Below are 19,940 nucleotides of genomic sequence, written 5' to 3'. Positions count from 1 at the left end.
TGTGAAATTGTCAAGCTGTTTCATGCTTGGGCATGAACGTCAGCGTTCGAACGCGTCCAGCATCCGGTACCAGGCGATCGTCGCGGCGACGCCGACCTGCCGAAACGCATGAAACGGAATCGGCCGGATCGGCGAGACCGGGAACGGCAATTGCCTGGTGTCGCCGCTCGACAGGTAGGAGGCGATGCGCTCGCCAAGCGCGGTCATCAGGCCGATGCCGCGGCCCTGGCAACCGACGACCGCCAGCAGACCCTTCTCTGGCTCGTGGATATGCGGGAGATGGTCCGGCGTCATTGCCACCCGGCCGAACCACCGCTTTTCAATGGCAATGTCTGACAGCGCCGGATAAAGCCGCAGCAGCGCGCGCTCCAGATGCGCCCAGTCGGCCGGGCCGTTCGGCAAGGCCATGCGGCCGCGTCCGCCGAGCACCAGCCGGCCATCGGCACTCTTGCGGTAATAGACGAGGATGCGGCGCGAATCCGACACTGCCTGCCCTTCCGGCAGGATAGCCGCCGCGAGATTGGACGATAGCGGTGCTGTCGCGATCTGGAAGGAATGCAGCGGGACGATCGTCTCGGCGAGGCCGGGAAGCAGGCCGCCCGTATAGGCGTTGGTCGCCAGGACAATCGCCTTGGCCTTGAGTTCGGCGCCGCTTTCTGTAGAAACGTGCCAAATGCCAGCATTCTGGCTGATCTGCATCACGTTCTGGCGTTCGGCGATTTTCACGCCCGCCGCTACAGCGACGCGCGCCAGTTCCGACGTGTAGGCGAGCGGATCGATGACACCGGCGCGGCGATCGAGCCAGCCGCCGAGATAGCCTTGCGCGCCGGTCATCGTCGCGATCTCCGTCGCGCTCAGCAGCCGGACATCGGCGCCGCGCGCCCGCCACTGCCGATCCCGGCTTGCCGCCGCTTTCAGCGCGGTCTCGGTATGCGCCGCCTGGATCCAGCCATTGCGGACGAACGGCACCGCCAGTCTTTCGTCGCGGATCAATTCGAAGACGGTGTCAGCGGTCGAGGCGGCAAAGTTGACGAGCGCTTCGCCGCGTTCGAGACCAAAATGCTCCAGCAGCCAATCCGGATCGTATTTCAGGCCGGGAATGACCTGACCGCCGTTCAGGCCGGATGCGCCATTGCCAATTTCGCCGGCCTCCAGCACCTGGACGGCAAGGCCGAACCGGGCAGCGTGCAAGGCTGTCGACAGCCCCATGATACCGCCGCCGACGATAACGACATCGACGCATTGGCCGGCGGGAAAAAGCGACTGGAACGCGGTGGCTGTCCGCGGCTTCTGCCAGATTGGATCGGAAAACCGTACGGGCAAGCGTCACCTGGAGATTTCAGTAGGTGAAAACCCTAGCGACGGTTTCATTATTTTGAAAGAGCGTTTTCCGTCGCCGTTGGCGCACGTCAGGCTCGATCAAGGTCCAGCGATGCGAAGACCGCTTGAAAGAATTGACAAAGCTCGCCCTGCAAGCGGGATAGACCTTTGGCGGGAATTTGTTGAAAGTGCCGCGGCCGAAGGACAAGCCAACAGGAAATGTAAGCCATGACGAACGCCACACATTTGCCCGCCGAAGGCCTCTTCGTGGGCCGCGCCAGGGCGAGCGATGCTTCCCATCCGCTGGTGGTCACGGTGCGTGACGGCACGGTCTTCGACATCACGTCAAATGTGGCACCGACCGTGCGCGACGTTTGCGAATTGCCGGACCCGGCGAGGCACGTCCGCTCGGCCAATGGGAGGCCGATCGGCCCGCTCGATGCCATTGCCGCCAACAGTTTCGAGACAGCGCGCGATCCGGGGAAACCGTACCTGCTGTCCCCCGTCGACCTGCAGGCGATCAAAGCGTCTGGCGTCACCTTTGTCGTCAGTCTGCTCGAACGGGTGATCGAGGAGCAGGCGCGCGGTTCGGCGGAAAAGGCCGACGCCATTCGCGCCGACATCGCCGGGCTGATCGGCCACGATCTGTCGAAGCTCAAGCCCGGCTCGCCGGAAGCGATGGAGATCAAGGCCAAGCTGATAGCGCGCGGCGCCTGGTCGCAATATCTGGAAGTCGGCATCGGCCCCGATGCCGAGATCTTCACCAAGTGCCAGCCGATGGCCTCGGTCGGCTTCGGCGCCGATGTCGGCCTGCATCCGGTTTCGACATGGAACAATCCGGAGCCGGAGATCGCCATGATTGCCGCCAGCAGCGGCAGGATTGTCGGGGCGACGATCGGCAACGACGTCAATCTGCGCGACGTCGAGGGGCGCTCGGCGCTGCTGCTCGGCAAAGCCAAGGACAACAACGCTTCGGCAGCACTTGGCCCCTTTATCCGGCTGTTCGATGAGACATTTTCCATTGGCGACGTAAAACAGGCGATCGTACGCCTGAAGGTCGAGGGCGAGGATGGGTTCTCGCTGGAGGGCGCCAGTTCGATGGCCGAGATCAGCCGCTCGCCGGAAGAGTTGGTCGCCGCCGCCATGGGGCCGCATCATCAATACCCCGACGGGCTGGCGCTCTATCTCGGCACGATGTTCGTGCCGTCGAAGGATCGCGGCGAAACAGGCAAGGGCTTTACCCACAAAGTCGGCGACATCGTCACCATCTCGTCGGAGAAATTCGGCGCCTTGGTCAACCGCGTGCGGCTGTCACCCGACTGCCCACACTGGACCTACGGCGCCAGCCACCTGATGCGCGACCTCGCCAGGGCCGACCTCATCTAGTCCCCCAGCCTAACATCCGATAGATTCTAGAATTCTCTGATTGGAAATTACCTGCTCGTCGGCATTCGGGAGAGTCCATTGATCGTCGCTCTTGAGGGCAAGACCCTTGTCGTTACCGGCGGAACGCAAGGGCTTGGCGAGACCATCGCCCGGCTGGCCTCAGCCGACGGCGGCGAAGGGATCGCCATTGTCGGCCGCAATGCCGAGCGTGGCAGACGCATCGCCGAAGAGCTTTCACGACCAAGCCGGCCCGTCGTCTTCATCCAGGCCGACCTTGGAGATCCGGCCGCGCCTGCAGCTGTCATGGCGGAAGCGATCAAAAGACTCGGCCGCATCGATTGTCTGGTGAACGCCGCGGCCCTCACCGACCGGGCCTCGCTGGAAACTGGCACAATCGACGACTGGGACAGGTTGTTTTCCGTCAATGCGCGCGCGCCGTTCTTCCTCATGCAGGCGGCCGTAGCCGACATGAAGACACGGCGGGCGGCGGGGGCCATCGTCAACATACTGTCGGTGAATGCGCATTGCGGTGCGCCGGACCTTGCCATCTATTCCGCAACCAAGGGCGCGCTTTCGACGCTGACCAGAAACATTGCCAACGCGCATCTTTCCGATCGCATCCGCGTCAACGGCATCAACATGGGCTGGGTAGCGACGCCGGCCGAACAAGAGATGCAGGCGCGCACGCTGGGCAAGGGCGAAAACTGGGCAAAGATTGCCGCCGCCGGCCTGCCGCTTGGTCGATTGCTGACCATGGACGAAGTCGCCCAGCTAACGCTGTTCCTGCTCAGCGACGCCTCCGGGCTGATGACCGGGACGCTTATCGACCTAGAGCAATCCGTGCTCGGCGCGCCGCCGCGCAGCATTGCATGACGGTCGCAAGGCCGATCGTCGCCCGCCTGGAAAATATCAGCCAAACTGATGCAATCTGATGGGATTGCTGATGGCGCGGTGCCTTGCGCCAACGTCCATTGGCAATCGAGGCTTGCCATCGATCGAAAAAGGGAATGCTCTAATGCGCCCAGGTCGACGCTGGCAAATGCGATCACGGCTTTGGCCGCGCACGGTTTTTGGCCGCGATCGTCGTCGGAGGAGGAGTTCGGTTCAAATGGGAGGAAATCAAATGCTGACGAGGCTAAGACTGCTTGTACTTGGCTTGGTGGTGGCCCTGGCCATTCCGGCCGCGGCACAGGCCAAGACGTTCTACTGGATTTCGCATGGCGGCCCGGCCGATCCGGTCTGGACCTACTTCCTTGCCGGCGCCAAGCAATGGGCGGCGGACACCGGCAACACCGTCAACACGTCGTTCCATAATGGCGACGTGGCGTCGCAGCAGGAGGCTGTTCGCGCCGCGATTTCGGCCAAGGCCGACGGCATCACCACGACCAGCCCTGATCCGGGCAGCCTTGTCGAGATCGCCAAGGAAGCGCGGGCGGCGAACATCCCGATCATCAACTTCAACACGCCCGACCCGAAGGCGGACTTCAACGCCTATGTCGGCGGCGACAACGTCACCTTCGGCAAACATTGGGCGCAGTATCTGGTCGACAAGGGCCTTGTGAAGAAGGGCGACTTCGTCTGGATGCCGGTCGAAATTCCCGGTGCCACCTATGGCGTCCAGGAAGAGGAAGGCATCAAGAGCGTGTTCGAGCCGCTCGGCATCACCTACGAAATCACCGAAGCGACGCTCGACCAGGCCGAAGTGATCAACCGCATGGTCGATTACCTCACCGCCAACAGGGCCAAGGTCAAGGCGGTTATCGGCCTCGGCGACCTTGTCACCGGTTCGATCAAGCGGGTGTTCGACCAGGTCGGCGTCAAGCCGGGCGAAATCCCGGTCGTCGGCTGGGGCAACTCGCTCGACACCACCCAGGAAGTGCTGAACGGCTACGTCAATGCCGCGCAGTGGCAGGATCCGCAGGCGACCAGCTACGTCGCGCTCTCGCTCGCCAACATGGCGGCGAGCGGTATTCCGCCCGGCTTCGACGTGATCACCGGCGCGCTCTACGAGAAGGACACCGCGGCAGTCTACGACAAGATCCTGTCCGGCAAATAAATCCGCGATCGAGTTGGTCACGGCCGCTTCTGCGGCCGTGACCGTCTCATCATTCCGCCGAAGCCGGTTGCGGTCGCGGCCAAATCCAATCCTATCGCGGGTCCAAGGTGGAAAATCGTTCTCTTATCCAACGCTCGATCGCGCGGCCCGAGTTCGGGCCGTTCGTGCTGCTCGTCGTCGAGATCGCTGTGTTCTGGGGCATCAACCACGACTTCCTGTCGCCGCAAAACATCTCGAACACGCTGGCCTTCACGGTCGAGCTCGGGCTGATCGCGCTGGCGATGACGCTGTTGATGACATCAGGCGAATTCGACCTCTCGGTCGGCTCGGTGTTCGGCTTCTCGCCGGTCCTGATGTGGACGTTGTTCAACAGCGGCGTCGCCTCGCTGGAAGCCGCTTTCGTCATTGCGCTGGTGGTCGCTGCGTTCATTGGACTGGTCAATGGCTGGTTCGTGACGCAGCTCAAGATCCCGTCCTTCCTGGTGACGCTGGGCATGCTGCTGGTGGTGCGCGGCACCGCTTTGTTCGTCACCAACGGGTTTCCGCAGCGGACCTGGAGCGCCGAGGGCAGCTGGCTGGCGGAAGCGCTGGTCGGCGATTTCTTCATCGGGCCGTTCCGTATCTACATGTCGCTGTTCTGGTTCATCGCCGCCGCAATCGCGCTCGGTTACGTGCTGACGCAGAGCCGGACAGGCAACTGGATCCAGGCGGCCGGCGGCAACCCGAGTGCTGCAAGGGCGCGCGGCGTCAATGTCAGCGGTGTCAAGATCGGCCTGTTCATCCTGTCGTCGATCCTGGCCTCGCTTGCCGGGGTCATCTCCTCGCTGCGCACCTCGGCGGCCAACCCCAACAGCGGCACCGGCTACGAGCTCGAAGTCATCGCCATGGTGGTGATCGGCGGCACGGCGCTGACAGGCGGGCGCGGCACAATCATCGGCACGGTGCTCGGTATCCTGATCCTGCGCGTGATGCGCAACGGCATCGTGCTGATCGGTGTGCCGGGCCTTGCCTATAATATTTTCATCGGCGCCATCATCCTCGGCATGATGGCGCTCCATTCATGGCTGGAACGCCGGCATCAGGCAGGGACTTGAACCATGGCCGAACCGCTTGTCCGCATGGAAAATATCCGCAAGTCCTATGGCCGCGTGCAGGCGCTGGTTGATGCCAATTTCCATGTCAACGAAAGGGAGATCGTCGGCCTGCTCGGCGACAACGGCGCCGGCAAGTCGACGCTGATCAAAGTGCTGTCGGGCGCGGTCCCGCTGACCAGCGGCGATATCTTCATCCGCGGCAAGAAGGTGAATTTGCGCACTACCAGCGACGCCATCGCGCATGGCATCGAGACGATCTACCAGGACTCGGCGCTAGTGACGCAGCTGTCGATCGCCCGCAACCTGTTTCTCGGGCGCGAGCCGATCAAGCCGCCGCGCTTCCTCAATCGGATGGACCAGGAGGCAATGAACGTGGTTGCCCGCGACCTGCTCAAGCAGGTCGGCATCTCGAAGAACATCCCGCCGACGACGCCGATCGGCTCGCTCTCCGGTGGCGAGCGGCAGGCGGTGGCGATTGCGCGCGCCATGCATTTCGACAGCGACCTCATCATCCTCGACGAGCCGACCAACAATCTCGGCGTCGCCGAAACGCAAGGCGTGCTGAGCTTCGTGCGCAGCGCCCGCGATTCCGGCCATTCCTGCATCTTCATCGCCCACAACATCCATCATGTCTTCCAGGTGGTCGACCGCATCGTCGTCATGCGCCGCGGTAAGGTGGTCGCCGACGATATTGACCCGAAGAAGACCAGCGTCGCCGAAGTCGAACGCGTCATCACCGGCATGTCGGACAAGGAGATCCATGACGCGCTGGTCGAGGGCACGCAACGGCCCGGCTGAGCAGCCGGGGGTCGGGCTGATCGTCGAGGCACTGGATCGCATCGCCACATGGTTGCGACATGAAAGCCACCGTTTCGGATATTGCCAGGAGCTGCGGCCTGTCGACCGCGACGGTCGACCGCGTGCTCAACAACCGGCCGGGGGCCAGTGCCGCCAACCGGCAGCGCGTGATGGAGGCGGCCAAGCAGCTCGGCTATCTGCCGGTCGTCGACCAGGTCGCGTTGCCGTCGCGGCCGGCGCATCTCGAATTCTTCCTGCCGATAGGCAGCAATGCCTTCATGGCCGATCTGGCCAGGCACATCGAGGATTATGCGGCGCGCCTGCCGCTGGTCGCCTCCTGCCGCATCCACAAGCTCGCCGGCATCTCGCCGAGTGCCTTGCAGGCGGCCGTCGAAAACCTCTCGCTCAAGGCGAACGGTGTCGGCGTCATTGCCATCGATCACCCGAGAACGCGCAACATCTTGCGCGAGATCGTCGAGGCCGGCATCCGCCTGGTCACACTGGTGTCCGATGTTCCTGGCGCGCCCCGCTCGGCCTATGTCGGCATCGACAACCGGGTGGCCGGCCGTACGGCGGCGCTGCTGATGGGACGGTTCCTCGGCGGCCGCCAGGGCCATCTGGCGATGGTCGTCGGTTCACGCTCCTACCGCGGCCATGAGGAACGCGAGATGGGCTTTCGCTCCGTGCTCGGCGAGGAGTTCCCCAACCTGACGGTCACAAGCGCCGTTGAGATCAACGATGAGCCGGAGGCCAGTTATACCGCGACCATGAAGGCGCTGCACAGCGAGCCGGAGCTGCTCGGCATCTACTGTATCGGCGCCGGGCGCTCGGGCGTGGCAAAAGCATTGCTCGAAGTCAGGCCGCAGACGAAGCCGGTGTTCATCTGCCATGATCTGACGCGCGAGACGCGCGGCTACCTCGTCGACGATCTGCTCGACGTCGTCATCGACCAGAATGCGCGGCTGATCGCCGAACAGTCGGTCATTCGCCTGCTCGGCTCGATCGCCTCGTCGGCGCCCTATCTGACGCGGAAATTCATCGAGCCGCGCCTGATCTTCAAGGAAAATGTCCCGGTGCAGTGATGTCGCGCGAGGCGATGGTCGCTCGGGCCTCGATCGTTAAAATTCGGTTGATACCGCAAATCTGCACATCACCTATGCAACTTTTGTGGTTGCCGAATCATTGGGCAATCGATAGTTTCGCAGGTGTCGGCCATCTACTCCTCCCAGATGCGATGCCGACGCTGAGTGCGGTACACCTCCTCCCGTGCCGTATTCGAAATCGAGCCCGCTGCCACCTCCTTCCGGCAGCGGGCTTTTTTTGTTCCAGCTCCGGGATAGCGGCCAATGCTTGCGGTCGGGACAGCACCGGACACGTTTGCTGATCCGCGGATCGATGAGCTTCGCTGCGACCGCCGCGGCTTGTCGGGCAGAATCCTGTCACACTTGTCACTCTCACCGGTTCGCCGGCGGCCCTATCCTGCCTCACGACCAGCAATCAACGCCGCGCCGGCCATGGTGCGGAGGATCGGCACAGGAGACGCGAGATGGCACATCGCAATGGGACGAGACATCACCCGGCGGCGCGGCCCGCAATCGAAACGCCACGTATCGTTTCGCCGCTTGCGAGACTATCTGGCCCTGAAAGACGTGATCAGGCCTTCCGCCATGCGGACGAACTGCGCGCTCGGGCCCTCGGCGCCGACGCTTTGCAGGCTGACGCGGGCGCCCTCGAGCAACAGCGACAGCGTGTCCGCAAGAAGCTCGGCCTGTCCGATGCCGGCATCGCGACACAGCGAGACCAGCCGCTCGCGCTGCGCTTCCTTGAGTTCCTTGATCACTTGCCTTGCCGGATGATCGGCCTCGCTCAGCTCGATGGCGGCGTTGGCCATGTCGCAACCGCGACGATCCGACATCAGGCAATCGGCCGCCATCCGGACCCAGGCATGTAGCTGCGCCAGCTTGTCGCCCGGATTCTCGGCCTCGAACTTTTCCCACATCGCGTTGGCGCTGCAAGCGGTCGCCCGCAGACATTCGATGATCAGGTCGTCCTTGGACTCGAAATGCCGGTAGAGCGTCATCTTGTTGGTGCCGGCGGCCTCGGTAATGGCGTCGATGCCGACGCCGCGAATGCCATGCTTGTGAAACATGTCCCGTGCCGTCTCCAGGATCCTGTCCCGGGGGCGAACACGCTCCACAACACCGTCTGTCATCAAAACCTCCGTGATTGCGTTTCCCGAAATTCCCTCGGTGCACCTCTTGACTAGGGTGTTACCGGTCTGTAACGTTAGAGATGTTACTTACCTGTAACACCCGCATTGCATCATGTCAAACTCGCAAGTGCCGGCCATCAACCCCGCCCCGATCGGCAAGGGGACGAACCGCACCTCACGGCCTCGGCCGGCGAGCAAGAAAACACCCGATCCGCGGCTTACCGCGGATCGCCAAAAACCAGGAGCCGCTTCGATGTCGCAGCGCAATGATCTGACGATCGATGAAGTCGTGAGGGACCCGATGATCCGCATGCTGATGAAGGCCGACCGCGTCGACCCGCGGTCGTTCGAGGCGATGCTGCGTGCGCTGGCGGATGAGCAGGCCGAGCGCCGCAATGCGCCGCGCCGCCTTGTGGAAGATTTCGGCTTTCTCGAAGATTCCGGCTCAACGCGCAGCCGGCGGCTGTCCAGGGTGGCCAGGGCGTTTGGCCGGGCCAGAGCATCGGGCGAGGCGTGCATCTCATGGTAAACTTCTTCATTCATCGTCCGATCTTTGCGTCGGCGATCGCCATCATCATGGTGCTCGCCGGAGCGATCTGTTATTTCCTCCTGCCCGTCTCGCAGTTTCCCGACATCACGCCGCCCCAGGTCGTGGTCAGCGCCCATTACCCGGGCGCCAGCGCGCAGGTCGTCGCCGACACGGTGACGACGCCGCTCGAACAGCAGATCAACGGCGTCCAGGGGATGACCTATATGTCGTCGTCGAGCTCCAATGACGGCTCCTCGACGATCACCATCACCTTCGACGTCGGCTACGATCTGAGCACGGCGGCCGTCGACGTCCAGAACCGCGTTTCGCAGGCGGCTTCCTCATTGCCGGCCATCGTCAATCAGGGCGGCGTGACGATCAAGAAGCAGAACCCGAACTTCGTCCTGATCGTCGACCTCACCTCGCCGGACGGTTCCGTCAACCCGGTCGCGCTGAGCAATCTCGCCTACTTGCAGGTGGTCGATCCGCTGAAGCGCCTGCCCGGCGTCGGCGACGTGCAGATCTTCGGTGAGCGGCGCTATTCGATGCGCATCTGGCTCGACCCCGACAAGCTAGCCAATCTCGGCATTACTGCCGTCGACGTGCAGAACGCCGTCGCCGAGCAGAACGTCCAGGTGGCGGCCGGCAAGATCGGGCAATCGCCGGCTCCGGCCGGCACTGCCTTCGAGATGCAGGTCAACGCCATCGGCAGGCTGAGCGATCCCAAGGAGTTCGGCGATATCGTCGTGCGGGCCAATACCGCCAACGGCTCGCTGGTCAGGCTGCGCGACGTTGCGCGCATCGAGCTCGGCGCGCTGCAATATTCGTCGTCGGCGTTCTTCGGCAAGGACCCGACGGTGGTGCTCGCGGTTTACCAGATGCCGGGCTCCAACGCGCTCGATCTGCAGCAGCGTGTCAAGGACAAGATGCAGGAGCTGTCGGCCCGTTTCCCGAAGGGCGTCAGCTACGCCATGCATTACGATACGACACGTTTCGTTTCGGCCTCAATGCACGACGTGCTGATCACGCTCGGCGAAGCGCTGGTCCTGGTCGTCGCTGTGGTGTTCATCTTCCTGCAAAGCTGGCGCACCACGATCATCCCGACGATCGCAATTCCGGTGTCGCTGGTGGCGACGCTGGCCGTCATGCATATGCTTGGCTTCTCACTGAACATGCTCAGCCTGCTCGGCATGGTGCTGGCGATCGGCCTCGTAGTCGACGACGCCATCGTCGTGGTCGAGAATGTCGAACGCCAACTTGAGGCCGGCCTCAAACCGCTGGCTGCCACGCGTACCGCGATGGCAGAGGTTACCGGCCCGATCATCGCCACGACCGCCGTGCTGATGGCTGTGTTCGTGCCGGTTGCCTTCATTCCCGGCGTGTCCGGCCGGCTCTACAACCAGTTCGCCCTGACTGTGGCGATCTCCTTCGGCATCTCGGCCTTCGTCTCGCTGACGCTTACCCCGTCGCTCAGCGCTGCCTTCCTGCGCCACCGGCCGGAAACACAGTTCGTGCTGTTCCGCTGGTTCAACATGGGCTTCGAACGGCTGGCGCATGCCTATGCGAATGGTGTGCGCATTCTCATCCGCCTGCGCTGGATCATGCTTGGCGTGTTCGCGGCCGGACTTGTCGCGACCTATTTCGTCTGGCAGCGCCTGCCCTCGACCTTCCTTCCGGTCGAGGACCAGGGCTATTTCTTCGTCGTCATCCAGCTCCCCGACGGGGCCTCGCTGGAACGCACCGACGCGGTGGCGCAAAAGGCACGCGACATCCTGCAGAACACGCCCGGCGTCGACATCGTCGGCTCGATCAGCGGCTTGAACTTCCTGACCAGCGCCGCGCAGTCGAACTCGGCGGTCGAATTCGCCATCCTGAAGCCATGGGACGAACGCGGCCCCGACCAGAGCGCCTCGAAGCTCGTCGCCGATGTGCGCAACAAGCTGCTGCAAATTCCGGAGGCTTTTGCGCTGAGTTTCGACCCGCCGTCGATCCCGGGCATCGGCACCACCGGTGGCTTCGAGTTCCAGGTCGAGGACCTGACCGGCCGCGGCAGCGTGGCGCTCAACGATGCGACGCAAGCGGTGATTGCCGAGGCGCGCAAGCAGCCCGAGCTCAACCCGCAGCAATTGTTCTCGTCGTTCTCGACCTCGACGCCGCAGTTCAACTACGATCTCGATCGCGCCAAGGCGAAGCTGCTCGGGCTCAACCTGCCGGACGTGTTCAATACGCTGCAGATCTATCTCGGCTCGCTCTATGTGAACGATTTCAACCTGTTCGGCCGCACCTTCCGGGTGACGATCCAGGCCGACAAGGACTCTCGCGCCGGTCCGGCCGACATTTCGCGGCTCTATGTCCGCAATGCCTCGGGTGGGATGGTGCCGCTGAGCACGCTGGGCAAGCTTGTGCCGATCGTCGGCCCCGAGACCGTGCCGCATTACAATAACAATGCGTCGGCCCTGATCAATGGCGGCGCCGCGCCCGGCTTTTCGTCCGGCCAGGCGGTGGCGGCGATGGAACGTGCCGCTGCCACGGCGTTGCCGAGAGATTTCGGCTACGAATGGACCGGCATCACCTATCAGGAGCTCAAGGCGGGATCGATCGCATCCGTGGTCTTTGGTCTCGCGATCGTCTTCGTCTTCCTGATCCTCGCCGCGCAATATGAGAGCTGGGCGATGCCGTTCATGGTGCTGCTGGCGGTGCCGCTCGCACTGTTCGGTGCGTTCGTCGTGCTTTGGCTGCGTGGCATGCAGATCGATGTCTATTCGCAGATCGGCTTCGTCATGCTGATCGGACTGGCGGCCAAGAACGCGATTCTGATCGTCGAGTTTGCCCGGCGCCGGCGCGAAGAAGGCCTCAGCATCGTCGACGCCGCGATGGAAGCGGCGCGGCTTCGGCTGCGACCGATCCTGATGACCGCCTTCGCCTTCATCCTCGGCGTGCTGCCGCTGATGTTCGCTACAGGTGCAGGTGCCGCAAGCCGGCAGTCGATCGGCACCACCGTCTTTGGCGGCATGGTCGCGGCGACGATCCTGTCGCTGGTGTTCGTGCCGGTCTTCTATGCGGTGATCGAGCAGCTGCGCGAGCGCCGCAGCGAGAGCGAACCGGTTTCCGAAGCGACCGAACAACCAACTGCCGAACCCGCCTTCGAGCCATTGGCCGAAGCCGCCGAATAGGACTGGAGAATTGATCATGCGTAAATGGAAAATCGCGCTGGGAACGGCCGTCGCCCTTGGGGCGATTTCGGTGGCGAGCGTTCACCTGCTCGACATGGGCAGCCTCAGCCTCAACGCGGGCACAGCCGGGGCGGCGACACCCAAGCCGGAAGCCTTTGTCATGCCGGTGCCGGTGGTGAGCGTCGTCAAGAAGACGATCCCGATCTATCTCGACTACGCCGCCCGGGTGGAGCCGATCCGCAGCATCACGCTGCAGGCGCGCGTGCCGGGTTATCTGCAGGAGCAGGTCGCCACCGACGGCAGCGACGTTGCGAAGGGCGACCTTCTCTACAAGATCGCGCCGGAGGATTTTCAGGCTGCCCTCGAGCAGGCGAAGGCGCTTATCCAGCGCGACACGGCAACACTCGACTATGCGCGCTCCAATCTCGGGCGCGGCAGCGAACTCGCCAAGAGCGGCTATCTCGCCAAGGACGTGTTCGACCAGCGCACCAGCACCTTGCGTGAGGCTCAGGCCTCGCTCGCCGTGAACCAAGCGGCCTTGCGGACCGCCGAGCTCAATTTGAGCTATACCGAAATCCGTGCCCCGTTCGCGGGACGCATCGGACGCAGCCAGGCTTCCGTTGGAACGCTGGTCAGCGTTGCCGGCACCGTGCTCAATTCGCTGGTGCAGCTCGATCCGATCTACGTCACCTTCAATCCGAGCGAAACGGACCTGACACAGATCGAGGAAGCCCGGGCCGCGGGACCGATCAGTGTCGACGTCCTGCTTCCCGGTGAAACGGAACCGCGCCAGAAGGGCAATCTTACCTTCATGGACAACACGATCGATCGATCGACCGGCACGATCACGGCACGGGCGACGGTCGGCAACGGCAAGTTCACGCTGCTGCCCGGCCAATATGTCCGCGTCCGGCTGCACGTCAAAGAGCAGCCCGATGCGCTGATGGTACCGCAGACGGCACTCGGCTCAGGCCAGCTCGGCAAATATCTCTATGTCGTCGGCAAGGACAACACGGTCGACCAGCGTATCGTTTCGCTCGGACCGACCAATGGCGATCAGGTCGCCATCTTGAGCGGTGTGGCCGAAGGCGACCGGGTGATTACCGGCAATCTGCAGAAGATCGGCCCGGGAATGCCGGTCTCGCCGTTGCCCGAGAAACCGGCCACCTGATAACCCCCATCAGGCCCGGTTCCGCGGCGCCCTCGGCTCCCACGCCAAGGGCGCCGTTTTGCTATGTTTCGTTCTACGCAATTCCTTGGGGAAAACGCAACGTACGCCGGCTTCGAGAAGCCGGTGTGATGTTCAGCGATGAAGAACGGGTCGGTTTTTGCGGCCGTGCGGCCTGACGGCCTTGCCGGCGCCGCAAGCCGCCGGCCAAGCGGAAGTCAAGAATCCACAACCCGCCTCTTGTTAGATTGTCGACAATCTGCTTGTCTTGATTTCGGTTCCCTGGAGCAGCCGAATGGCAAAGCTGGATTTCAGTCCGATCGCGGATACGACACGCAGGGCCGAGATCGTCGCGCTGCTCCGGCGGGCGATCCTGACCGGCCAGCTGGAACCGGGGCAGAAGCTCAACGAACTCAGGATTTCCGAGCAGATGCGGGTGAGCCGCGCACCGCTGCGCGAGGCGATGCGCGAATTGGTGCAGGAAGGCATCCTGACCAGCATTCCCTACGCCGGAACCTTCGTCATCGACGTCACCGCCAAGGACATCGACGATGCCTATTCGCTCAACAAGGTGCTCGACGAGTTCGCCATCGCGCGGACCTGGCCGCTTCGCGACCAGCGCTTCTTCGACGAGCTTGACCGGCGCCATGCGGCGGTGAAGCAGGCGACGCGCGACCTGGACACGACGCGGCAGATCGAAACGGCGCTGCAACTGCATGGCCTGATCCACGAATGGGCCGACAATTCGGTGCTGCTTGAAACGTGGCAACGGCTGACCAGCCGGCTGCAGATGTATTTTGCGTTGCACCAGCGGGCGCGCAACGAGCCGGTGCCTGCCGAAGACGTCCACGAGACCTATGTGCAGCTGCTCAAGGGCACCGACATGCCCGCCGCCCAGCGCCATGCCAAGGAGCATATCGATTTCGATTTCGAGGAACTGCTCGCCTATGCGCGCGGGCTGGAACAGCGCGGCTCAAAGGGCGCCGGCGCCGATCGTGCCGGCCGACCTAAAGGCGGCTGAGCCCGACAAATTTGACGGACATCCCGGAACACAGACAACGGACAGAACACGTGCAGATCAAAACCATCAAGGCCTACCATGTCGTACAGCCTTTCGTTGACGGGCCTTACCGTATGTCCAAGGGGCGTGTCGCGGATGCGTTCGACGCGGTGATCGTCGCCGTCACCGCCGACAGCGGCCTCACCGGCTGGGGCGAGATGGCGCCGCTTGGCAATTTCTATTCGCCTGCCTTCGCTGCGGGTACTCGCGCCGGTGTCGTCGAGATCGCGCCGCATCTCATTGGCCAAGACCCACGCGGGCTTGCCAGTATCAACAGGCTGATGGACACGGTGTTCAAGGGCCATCCCTACATCAAGTCGACGCTCGACATGGCGTGCTCGGATCTTGCGGCGCGCGCCGCCGACGTGCCGCTGGTCACCCTGCTCGGCGGACGCGAGAGCGTGACGGCCGAACTCTACAAAGTCGTCACCCACGGCACGGTCGACGCGATGGCCGCACTCGCCAAGCGCATCGTCAAGGACGGCTTTCATCGGCTGCAGGTCAAGGTCGGCGGCAACGTCCATGACGACATCGAACGCGTCACAGCCGTTGCCGCCGCGGTGCCGAAGGGCACCGTCATCTTCTGCGACGCCAATGCCGGCTGGACCCCTTACCAGGCGCGCCAGTTCGTGGATGCAACGCGCACCATCGACTACACGTTCGAGCAGCCCTGCACGACGATCGACGAATGCCTGTCGGTGCGCCGCTCGCTCGACAAGCCGATGGTGCTCGATGAATCCGTCGCCTCGCTTGATGATATGCTCGATATCCATCGCAAGGGCGCGGCCGACGGGCTGACGCTGAAGATCTCACGCCTCGGCGGCGTCACCAAAACGCGCCAGATCCGCGACCTTGCCGTCGACCTCGGCTTCATGATCACGGTCGAGGACACTGGCGGCGCCGAGATCGACACATCGGCTATGGCGCATCTGTCGCTGTCGACGCCGGAGGAGCGCCGGCTGCACGCCATCGCCTTTCACGAATGGGTGACGGTGCGCACCGCATCCAACATGCCGCCGGTTTCGGGAAGCCGTATGGGCATTCCGGATGGGCCGGGCCTCGGCATCGATGTCGTTCCCGGCCTGCTTGGTGCGCCCTTCTTCGAAATCGGCAGCTGAGCTGCAATAAGGCTGCACTCAATCAAGCTGAATATGCCGCGTCCTTCTAACTGCGGAGGCACGGCCGTGTGGATTGACCGCTCATCCAATCGTCTTCGGCCGATTGCAGAACGACAATGCCCAATTGCCGGTTGAAATATTTTTCATTTGCAAATAGAAATGTTCAAAACGTTGATTTGGACGCTGCGGCGCGTCAGGAACTGGAGGAAGCGACATGTCCCATCCGCAATTTGCAGCGGAACTTCTGCAGCGCGCTGAACAGCAGGGGCCGATCACCATCGGGCTTGCCGGCGCCGGGCAGATGGGCACCGACATCGTCGTCCAGGTCGCGCTGATGCCGGGCATGCGGATCGGCGCTATTTCCGAAGTCAGGCCGCAGGCAGCGATCGACGCGGCGCTGCTCGCTGGCCATGACCGTTCCGACATCGTCCAAGCCGGCAATGCGGGCGCGATCGACCGCGCCATCGAGGCCGGCAAGATCGCGGTGACCGAAGATTTGCATGCGCTGGCGGCGGCCGGCCGGATCGACGTCATCATCGACGCGACGGGCAATCCCAATATCGGCACGCTGTTCGCGCTGGAAGTGATGAAGAACGGCAAGCACATCGTCATGCTCAATGTCGAGGCCGATATCACCATCGGCCGCTTCCTCAAGGACGAAGCGCGTAAGGCCGGCGTCGTATATACCGGTGCGGCCGGCGACGAGCCGGCCTGCACACTGGAGATCATCGGCTTTGCCAAGAGCCTCGGCTTCAACATCATCGCCGCCGGCAAGGGCAAGAACAATCCGCTGAAGATCGACGCCATGCCGGCCGACTACGAGAAGGAGGCGGCCGAGCGCAACATGAATGCGCGCATGCTGGTCGAATTCGTCGACGGCTCGAAGACGGCGATCGAGATGGTGGCGATCGCCAATGCGACCGGGCTGGTGCCCGATGTGCCAGGAATGCACGGCCCGACCGCGACGCTGGAGGAGCTCGCAAGCGTGCTTTGCCCACGCGAGGATGGCGGCGTGCTGCACCGCAAGGGCGTTGTCGATTACTCGATCGGCAAGGGTGTGGCGCCCGGCGTGTTCTGCATCATCGAGACCCGGCACCCGCGTGTGCTGGAGCGCATGATCGACCTCAAGGTCGGCAAGGGCCCCTATTTCACGATCTTCCGGCCCTATCATCTGACCAGCCTGGAAGTGCCGCTGTCGGCGGCGCGCGCCGTGGTCTATAAGCGGGCCGACATGGAGCCGCTCGACCATCCTGTGGCCGAGGCGGTCGCGGTCGCCAAGAGCGATCTTGGCGTTGGCCAGTCGCTCGGCATGATCGGCGAGAACGACTATCGCGGCTTCGCCATGACCTGGGGGGATGCGCGCGCCCGTGGCGCCCTGCCGCTCGGCCTTGCCGAACGCGCCAAGGTGGTCAAGCCGCTCAAGACCGGCGACTTCCTGACCTATGAAAATTGTGTACCCGACGATTCGATGGTGATAACCCAGATCCGCCGCCGTCTCGACCAGTCGGACGGACGGTTCGTTACAAACGCAGCCTGACCCCGCCGGATCTCCGCCTGATGGACGATGTCGTAATCGGGATCGACGCCTCGACCACGGCCGTGAAGGCGATTGCCTTCACCCGTGCCGGCGAGGAGCTGTTCCAGGCGCGCGAGACCTATCCGCTTTCAAATCCGAAGCCCGGCCATTTCGAGCAGGAGGCCGAACAGTGGTGGACGGCGCTGCTTGGCGCATTGAAGCAGGTCACCGAGGCGGTCGGCGCTGCGCGGGTGGCGGCGGTTTGCATCGCTCACCAGCGAGAGACCTTCACGCTGGTGGACAGCGCCGGCAAAGCACTCATGCCGGCAATCCTGTGGCTGGACGAACGCGCCCGGCCGCAAGTTATCAGGCTTTCGGCCGAACTCGGCCGCGAGGCGATCCGCGACTGGAGCGGCAAGCCGCCGGACCCGACGCCGGCGCTCTACGCTATTGCCTGGCTTGCCGAGCACCAGCCGCAAGTGCTTCGCCAGGCAGCGGCACTGGTCGACGTGCACGGTTTCTTCGTCCAGCGGCTGACCGGGCGATTGGTCACCAGCACCGCAAGTGCGGATCCCCTCGGGCTGCTCGACGTCGAGAAGGGTACCTGGCATCCCCGCCTCGTTGCGGCCGCCGGACTGCAGATGAAGCAATTGCCCGAGCTGGTCGCACCAGGCGTGGGCTGCGGCAGTCTTTCCGCAAGCATAGCGCAGCTGACCGGCCTGAGGGCCGGCACGCCGGTCGTTGCCGGCGCTGGGGACGGCCAGGCGATGGGTCTCGGCATGGGCGTCTACGGCGAGGGCAAGAGCTATCTCTCGCTCGGCTCCGGCGTGGTCAGCGGCTGCTATTCCGGCAAGGTGAAAACCTCGGACGCCTTTCGAACGCTGGTTTCGCCGACCGGCTCCGGTTTCATGCTTGAGACCGTGCTGCGCTCGGGCATGCAGCTGGTCGACTGGATCGTCCGCACCACCCGCTCGCCGTCAGCCGCTGCGCTGGAGAAAGTGGCGCTGAATGTTGCCGCGGGCAGCGAGGGCCTGCTCATCATGCCCTATTGGGCCGGCGTCATGAGCCCGTATTGGGACGGTGCGGCGCGCGGCGCCATTGTCGGCCTGTCGCTCGATCACCGGCCGGAGCATCTCTTCCGCGCTGTCCTGGAAGGCATCGCCTTCGAGCAGGCCGTCGCCACCGAGGCCATGGAAGCCCAGGCCGGCGGACCGGCGGCGATGATTGCCGCCGGCGGCGGCACCAATTGCGCGCTGCTAATGCAGATCATGGCAAGCGTGCTCGAGCGGCCGCTCTCGGTTTCGCCGGTCAACGAAGCCGCCGCACTCGGCGCTGCCATGCTGGCGGCAGCGGCTGTCGGCTGGTTTGCCTCGCCGGAAGCCGCAGCAGAGGTAATGGCTGCCGCTCCCACCAGGCATGTCGATCCGGTCGACGGGCTTGTCGCCGCCTATCGCAGCCGCAAGGAAATCTACCGCGACCTTTATCAGGCGACGCGCGACATCCACACCCGCCTCAGCGCTCTCGGCGAAATCTAGCGGTTGAGCAGGCCCTTGGCCGCGTCTTCGTCGGTGATCAGAACCGATACCTTGGTGTTGGCGAGCGCAGCCCGCATTACCGCTACCTTCTCGCTGCCTCCCGACACCAGGATGATGCTCGGGATATCCGACAGATCCTGCAGCGGATAGGCGCAGACGCGGCGGTTGACCTCGTGGTCGACCGGGCGGCCCTCGGCGTCGATGAAATGACACAGAATATCGCCGACGGCACCGGCCGCCTGCAATTCCTCGAGTTCGCTTGGCTTGATGAAGCCGTAATTGGCGATCGGGCTGTCGTTGGAAAACGAGCCGACGCTGAGCACGGCGATGTTTGCCCGGCGTGCACGGAAGACGACGTCCTGAACGCTGCGCTGGCTCATGAAAGCGTCGCGTTGCTCCGGCCTGTCGGCATAGACCGGCACCGGCAGCAGGAAGCACTCCGCACCGATCTTTTCGGCGAAATCCCAGGCGCTTTCTGTCGGGTTGAGCGGCTGGGCATGGGTGAGGCCGCCAAGCATCGAAACCACCGTCGTCCTGGCGATGGGCCGCCGCGGCAATTCATTGATGGCGAATTTCAGTGTCCGCCCCCAGCCCAGTGCGATGACATCGCCGGCATTCACATGGTCGGCCAGGTAGGCGGCGGCGGCGTGGCCGATCATCAGCGGCGCGTTGCTTCGGTCGGCCGCCGACGGCACCACAACAGCCTGGCTGAGCCCGAACCGCTGCTTGAGGCTTTCCTCCAAAATCACGCATTCGACGACGCTGTCGCGGATGCGAAACTGGACGACACCCTCTTCGCGGGCGGCGGAGAGAATGCGATGCACCTTGATGCGGCCGACGCCGAGAATTTCGGAAATCCGCTCCTGTGTAAGACCCTCGACATAATAGTGCCAGGCGGCGCGGGCCTTGAGTTCGGCGTCGGGGAAGCGCGGGGCTCTTTCGTTCTCTACGATCGTCATCTGTTTGCCTTGCCGC

General features: G+C 63.6%; 16 protein-coding genes. 13 read left to right on the top strand and 3 right to left on the bottom strand.

All coding sequences use genetic code 11. The features are described from left to right. Positions 1-39: 39 nt before the first annotated feature. Entirely contained in the window at positions 40-1,323 is a 1,284-nt protein-coding gene (locus NKH41_RS06920; RefSeq protein ID WP_352768846.1) for an NAD(P)/FAD-dependent oxidoreductase, read from the bottom strand. 225 nt (positions 1,324-1,548) lie between these two features. On the opposite strand from NKH41_RS06920, the gene NKH41_RS06915 reads away from it, so the two are divergent. The 6 genes from NKH41_RS06915 (at position 1,549) to NKH41_RS06890 (ending at position 7,736) form a co-directional block, all read left to right on the top strand. Further along, positions 1,549-2,706, top strand: a complete 1,158-nt coding sequence (locus NKH41_RS06915) for a fumarylacetoacetate hydrolase family protein (RefSeq protein WP_352768849.1) — start codon at positions 1,549-1,551, stop codon at positions 2,704-2,706. Positions 2,707-2,784: 78 nt separating this feature from the next. After that, positions 2,785-3,579, top strand: a complete 795-nt coding sequence (locus NKH41_RS06910) for an SDR family oxidoreductase (protein ID WP_352768852.1) — start codon at positions 2,785-2,787, stop codon at positions 3,577-3,579. 250 nt (positions 3,580-3,829) lie between these two features. Beyond that, complete coding sequence (locus NKH41_RS06905) at positions 3,830-4,762, top strand: substrate-binding domain-containing protein (RefSeq protein WP_352473388.1); 933 nt, start codon at positions 3,830-3,832, stop codon at positions 4,760-4,762. 107 nt (positions 4,763-4,869) lie between these two features. Further along, on the top strand, positions 4,870-5,856 hold the full coding sequence (locus tag NKH41_RS06900; protein ID WP_023674041.1) for an ABC transporter permease: 987 nt from the start codon (positions 4,870-4,872) through the stop codon (positions 5,854-5,856). 3 nt (positions 5,857-5,859) lie between these two features. Further along, entirely contained in the window at positions 5,860-6,654 is a 795-nt protein-coding gene (locus tag NKH41_RS06895) for an ATP-binding cassette domain-containing protein (protein WP_352473390.1), read from the top strand. Between the two features lie 59 nt (positions 6,655-6,713). Beyond that, a complete protein-coding gene (locus tag NKH41_RS06890) occupies positions 6,714-7,736 on the top strand; it encodes a LacI family DNA-binding transcriptional regulator (RefSeq protein WP_352473391.1) in 1,023 nt (340 codons plus the stop codon). A 548-nt stretch (positions 7,737-8,284) separates the two neighbouring features. On the opposite strand, the gene NKH41_RS06885 is transcribed toward NKH41_RS06890, so the two are convergent. Continuing rightward, a complete protein-coding gene (locus NKH41_RS06885; RefSeq protein WP_031211029.1) occupies positions 8,285-8,866 on the bottom strand; it encodes a TetR/AcrR family transcriptional regulator in 582 nt (193 codons plus the stop codon). 253 nt (positions 8,867-9,119) lie between these two features. Between NKH41_RS06885 and NKH41_RS06880 the strand changes: the two genes are divergently transcribed. From NKH41_RS06880 to NKH41_RS06850, 7 genes are all read left to right on the top strand, one after another. Continuing rightward, on the top strand, positions 9,120-9,395 hold the full coding sequence (locus NKH41_RS06880; RefSeq protein ID WP_352489531.1) for a hypothetical protein: 276 nt from the start codon (positions 9,120-9,122) through the stop codon (positions 9,393-9,395). Then, positions 9,389-12,568, top strand: a complete 3,180-nt coding sequence (locus NKH41_RS06875) for an efflux RND transporter permease subunit (RefSeq protein WP_352768855.1) — start codon at positions 9,389-9,391, stop codon at positions 12,566-12,568. The genes NKH41_RS06880 and NKH41_RS06875 overlap by 7 nt, the downstream gene beginning before the upstream one ends. A gap of 16 nt (positions 12,569-12,584) precedes the next feature. Next, entirely contained in the window at positions 12,585-13,739 is a 1,155-nt protein-coding gene (locus NKH41_RS06870; protein ID WP_352768858.1) for an efflux RND transporter periplasmic adaptor subunit, read from the top strand. A 292-nt stretch (positions 13,740-14,031) separates the two neighbouring features. Continuing rightward, on the top strand, positions 14,032-14,757 hold the full coding sequence (locus NKH41_RS06865) for a GntR family transcriptional regulator (protein WP_352768860.1): 726 nt from the start codon (positions 14,032-14,034) through the stop codon (positions 14,755-14,757). 50 nt (positions 14,758-14,807) lie between these two features. Further along, a complete protein-coding gene (locus tag NKH41_RS06860) occupies positions 14,808-15,914 on the top strand; it encodes a mandelate racemase/muconate lactonizing enzyme family protein (protein ID WP_352768863.1) in 1,107 nt (368 codons plus the stop codon). A gap of 214 nt (positions 15,915-16,128) precedes the next feature. Beyond that, positions 16,129-17,451 carry an NAD(P)H-dependent oxidoreductase gene (locus tag NKH41_RS06855; protein WP_352768866.1) on the top strand — a complete coding sequence of 441 codons (1,323 nt, stop codon included), beginning with the start codon at positions 16,129-16,131 and terminating at the stop codon, positions 17,449-17,451. A gap of 20 nt (positions 17,452-17,471) precedes the next feature. Beyond that, positions 17,472-18,965, top strand: coding sequence for a xylulokinase (locus tag NKH41_RS06850; RefSeq protein ID WP_352768869.1), 1,494 nt, complete (start codon positions 17,472-17,474; stop codon positions 18,963-18,965). Here NKH41_RS06850 and NKH41_RS06845 read toward each other — a convergent pair. Further along, positions 18,962-19,924 (bottom strand): sugar-binding transcriptional regulator, encoded by a 963-nt coding sequence (locus NKH41_RS06845; protein WP_352473400.1) that lies wholly within the window; start codon positions 19,922-19,924, stop codon positions 18,962-18,964. The genes NKH41_RS06850 and NKH41_RS06845 overlap by 4 nt on opposite strands. Between the last annotated feature and the right edge of the window lie 16 nt (positions 19,925-19,940).

Source organism: Mesorhizobium sp. M1169 (assembly GCF_040318345.1).
In the GTDB taxonomy this organism is placed as follows: domain Bacteria; phylum Pseudomonadota; class Alphaproteobacteria; order Rhizobiales; family Rhizobiaceae; genus Mesorhizobium.
The sequence above is the reverse complement of the archived record's forward strand: the minus strand, read 5'-3'. Positions and strand labels throughout refer to the sequence as shown.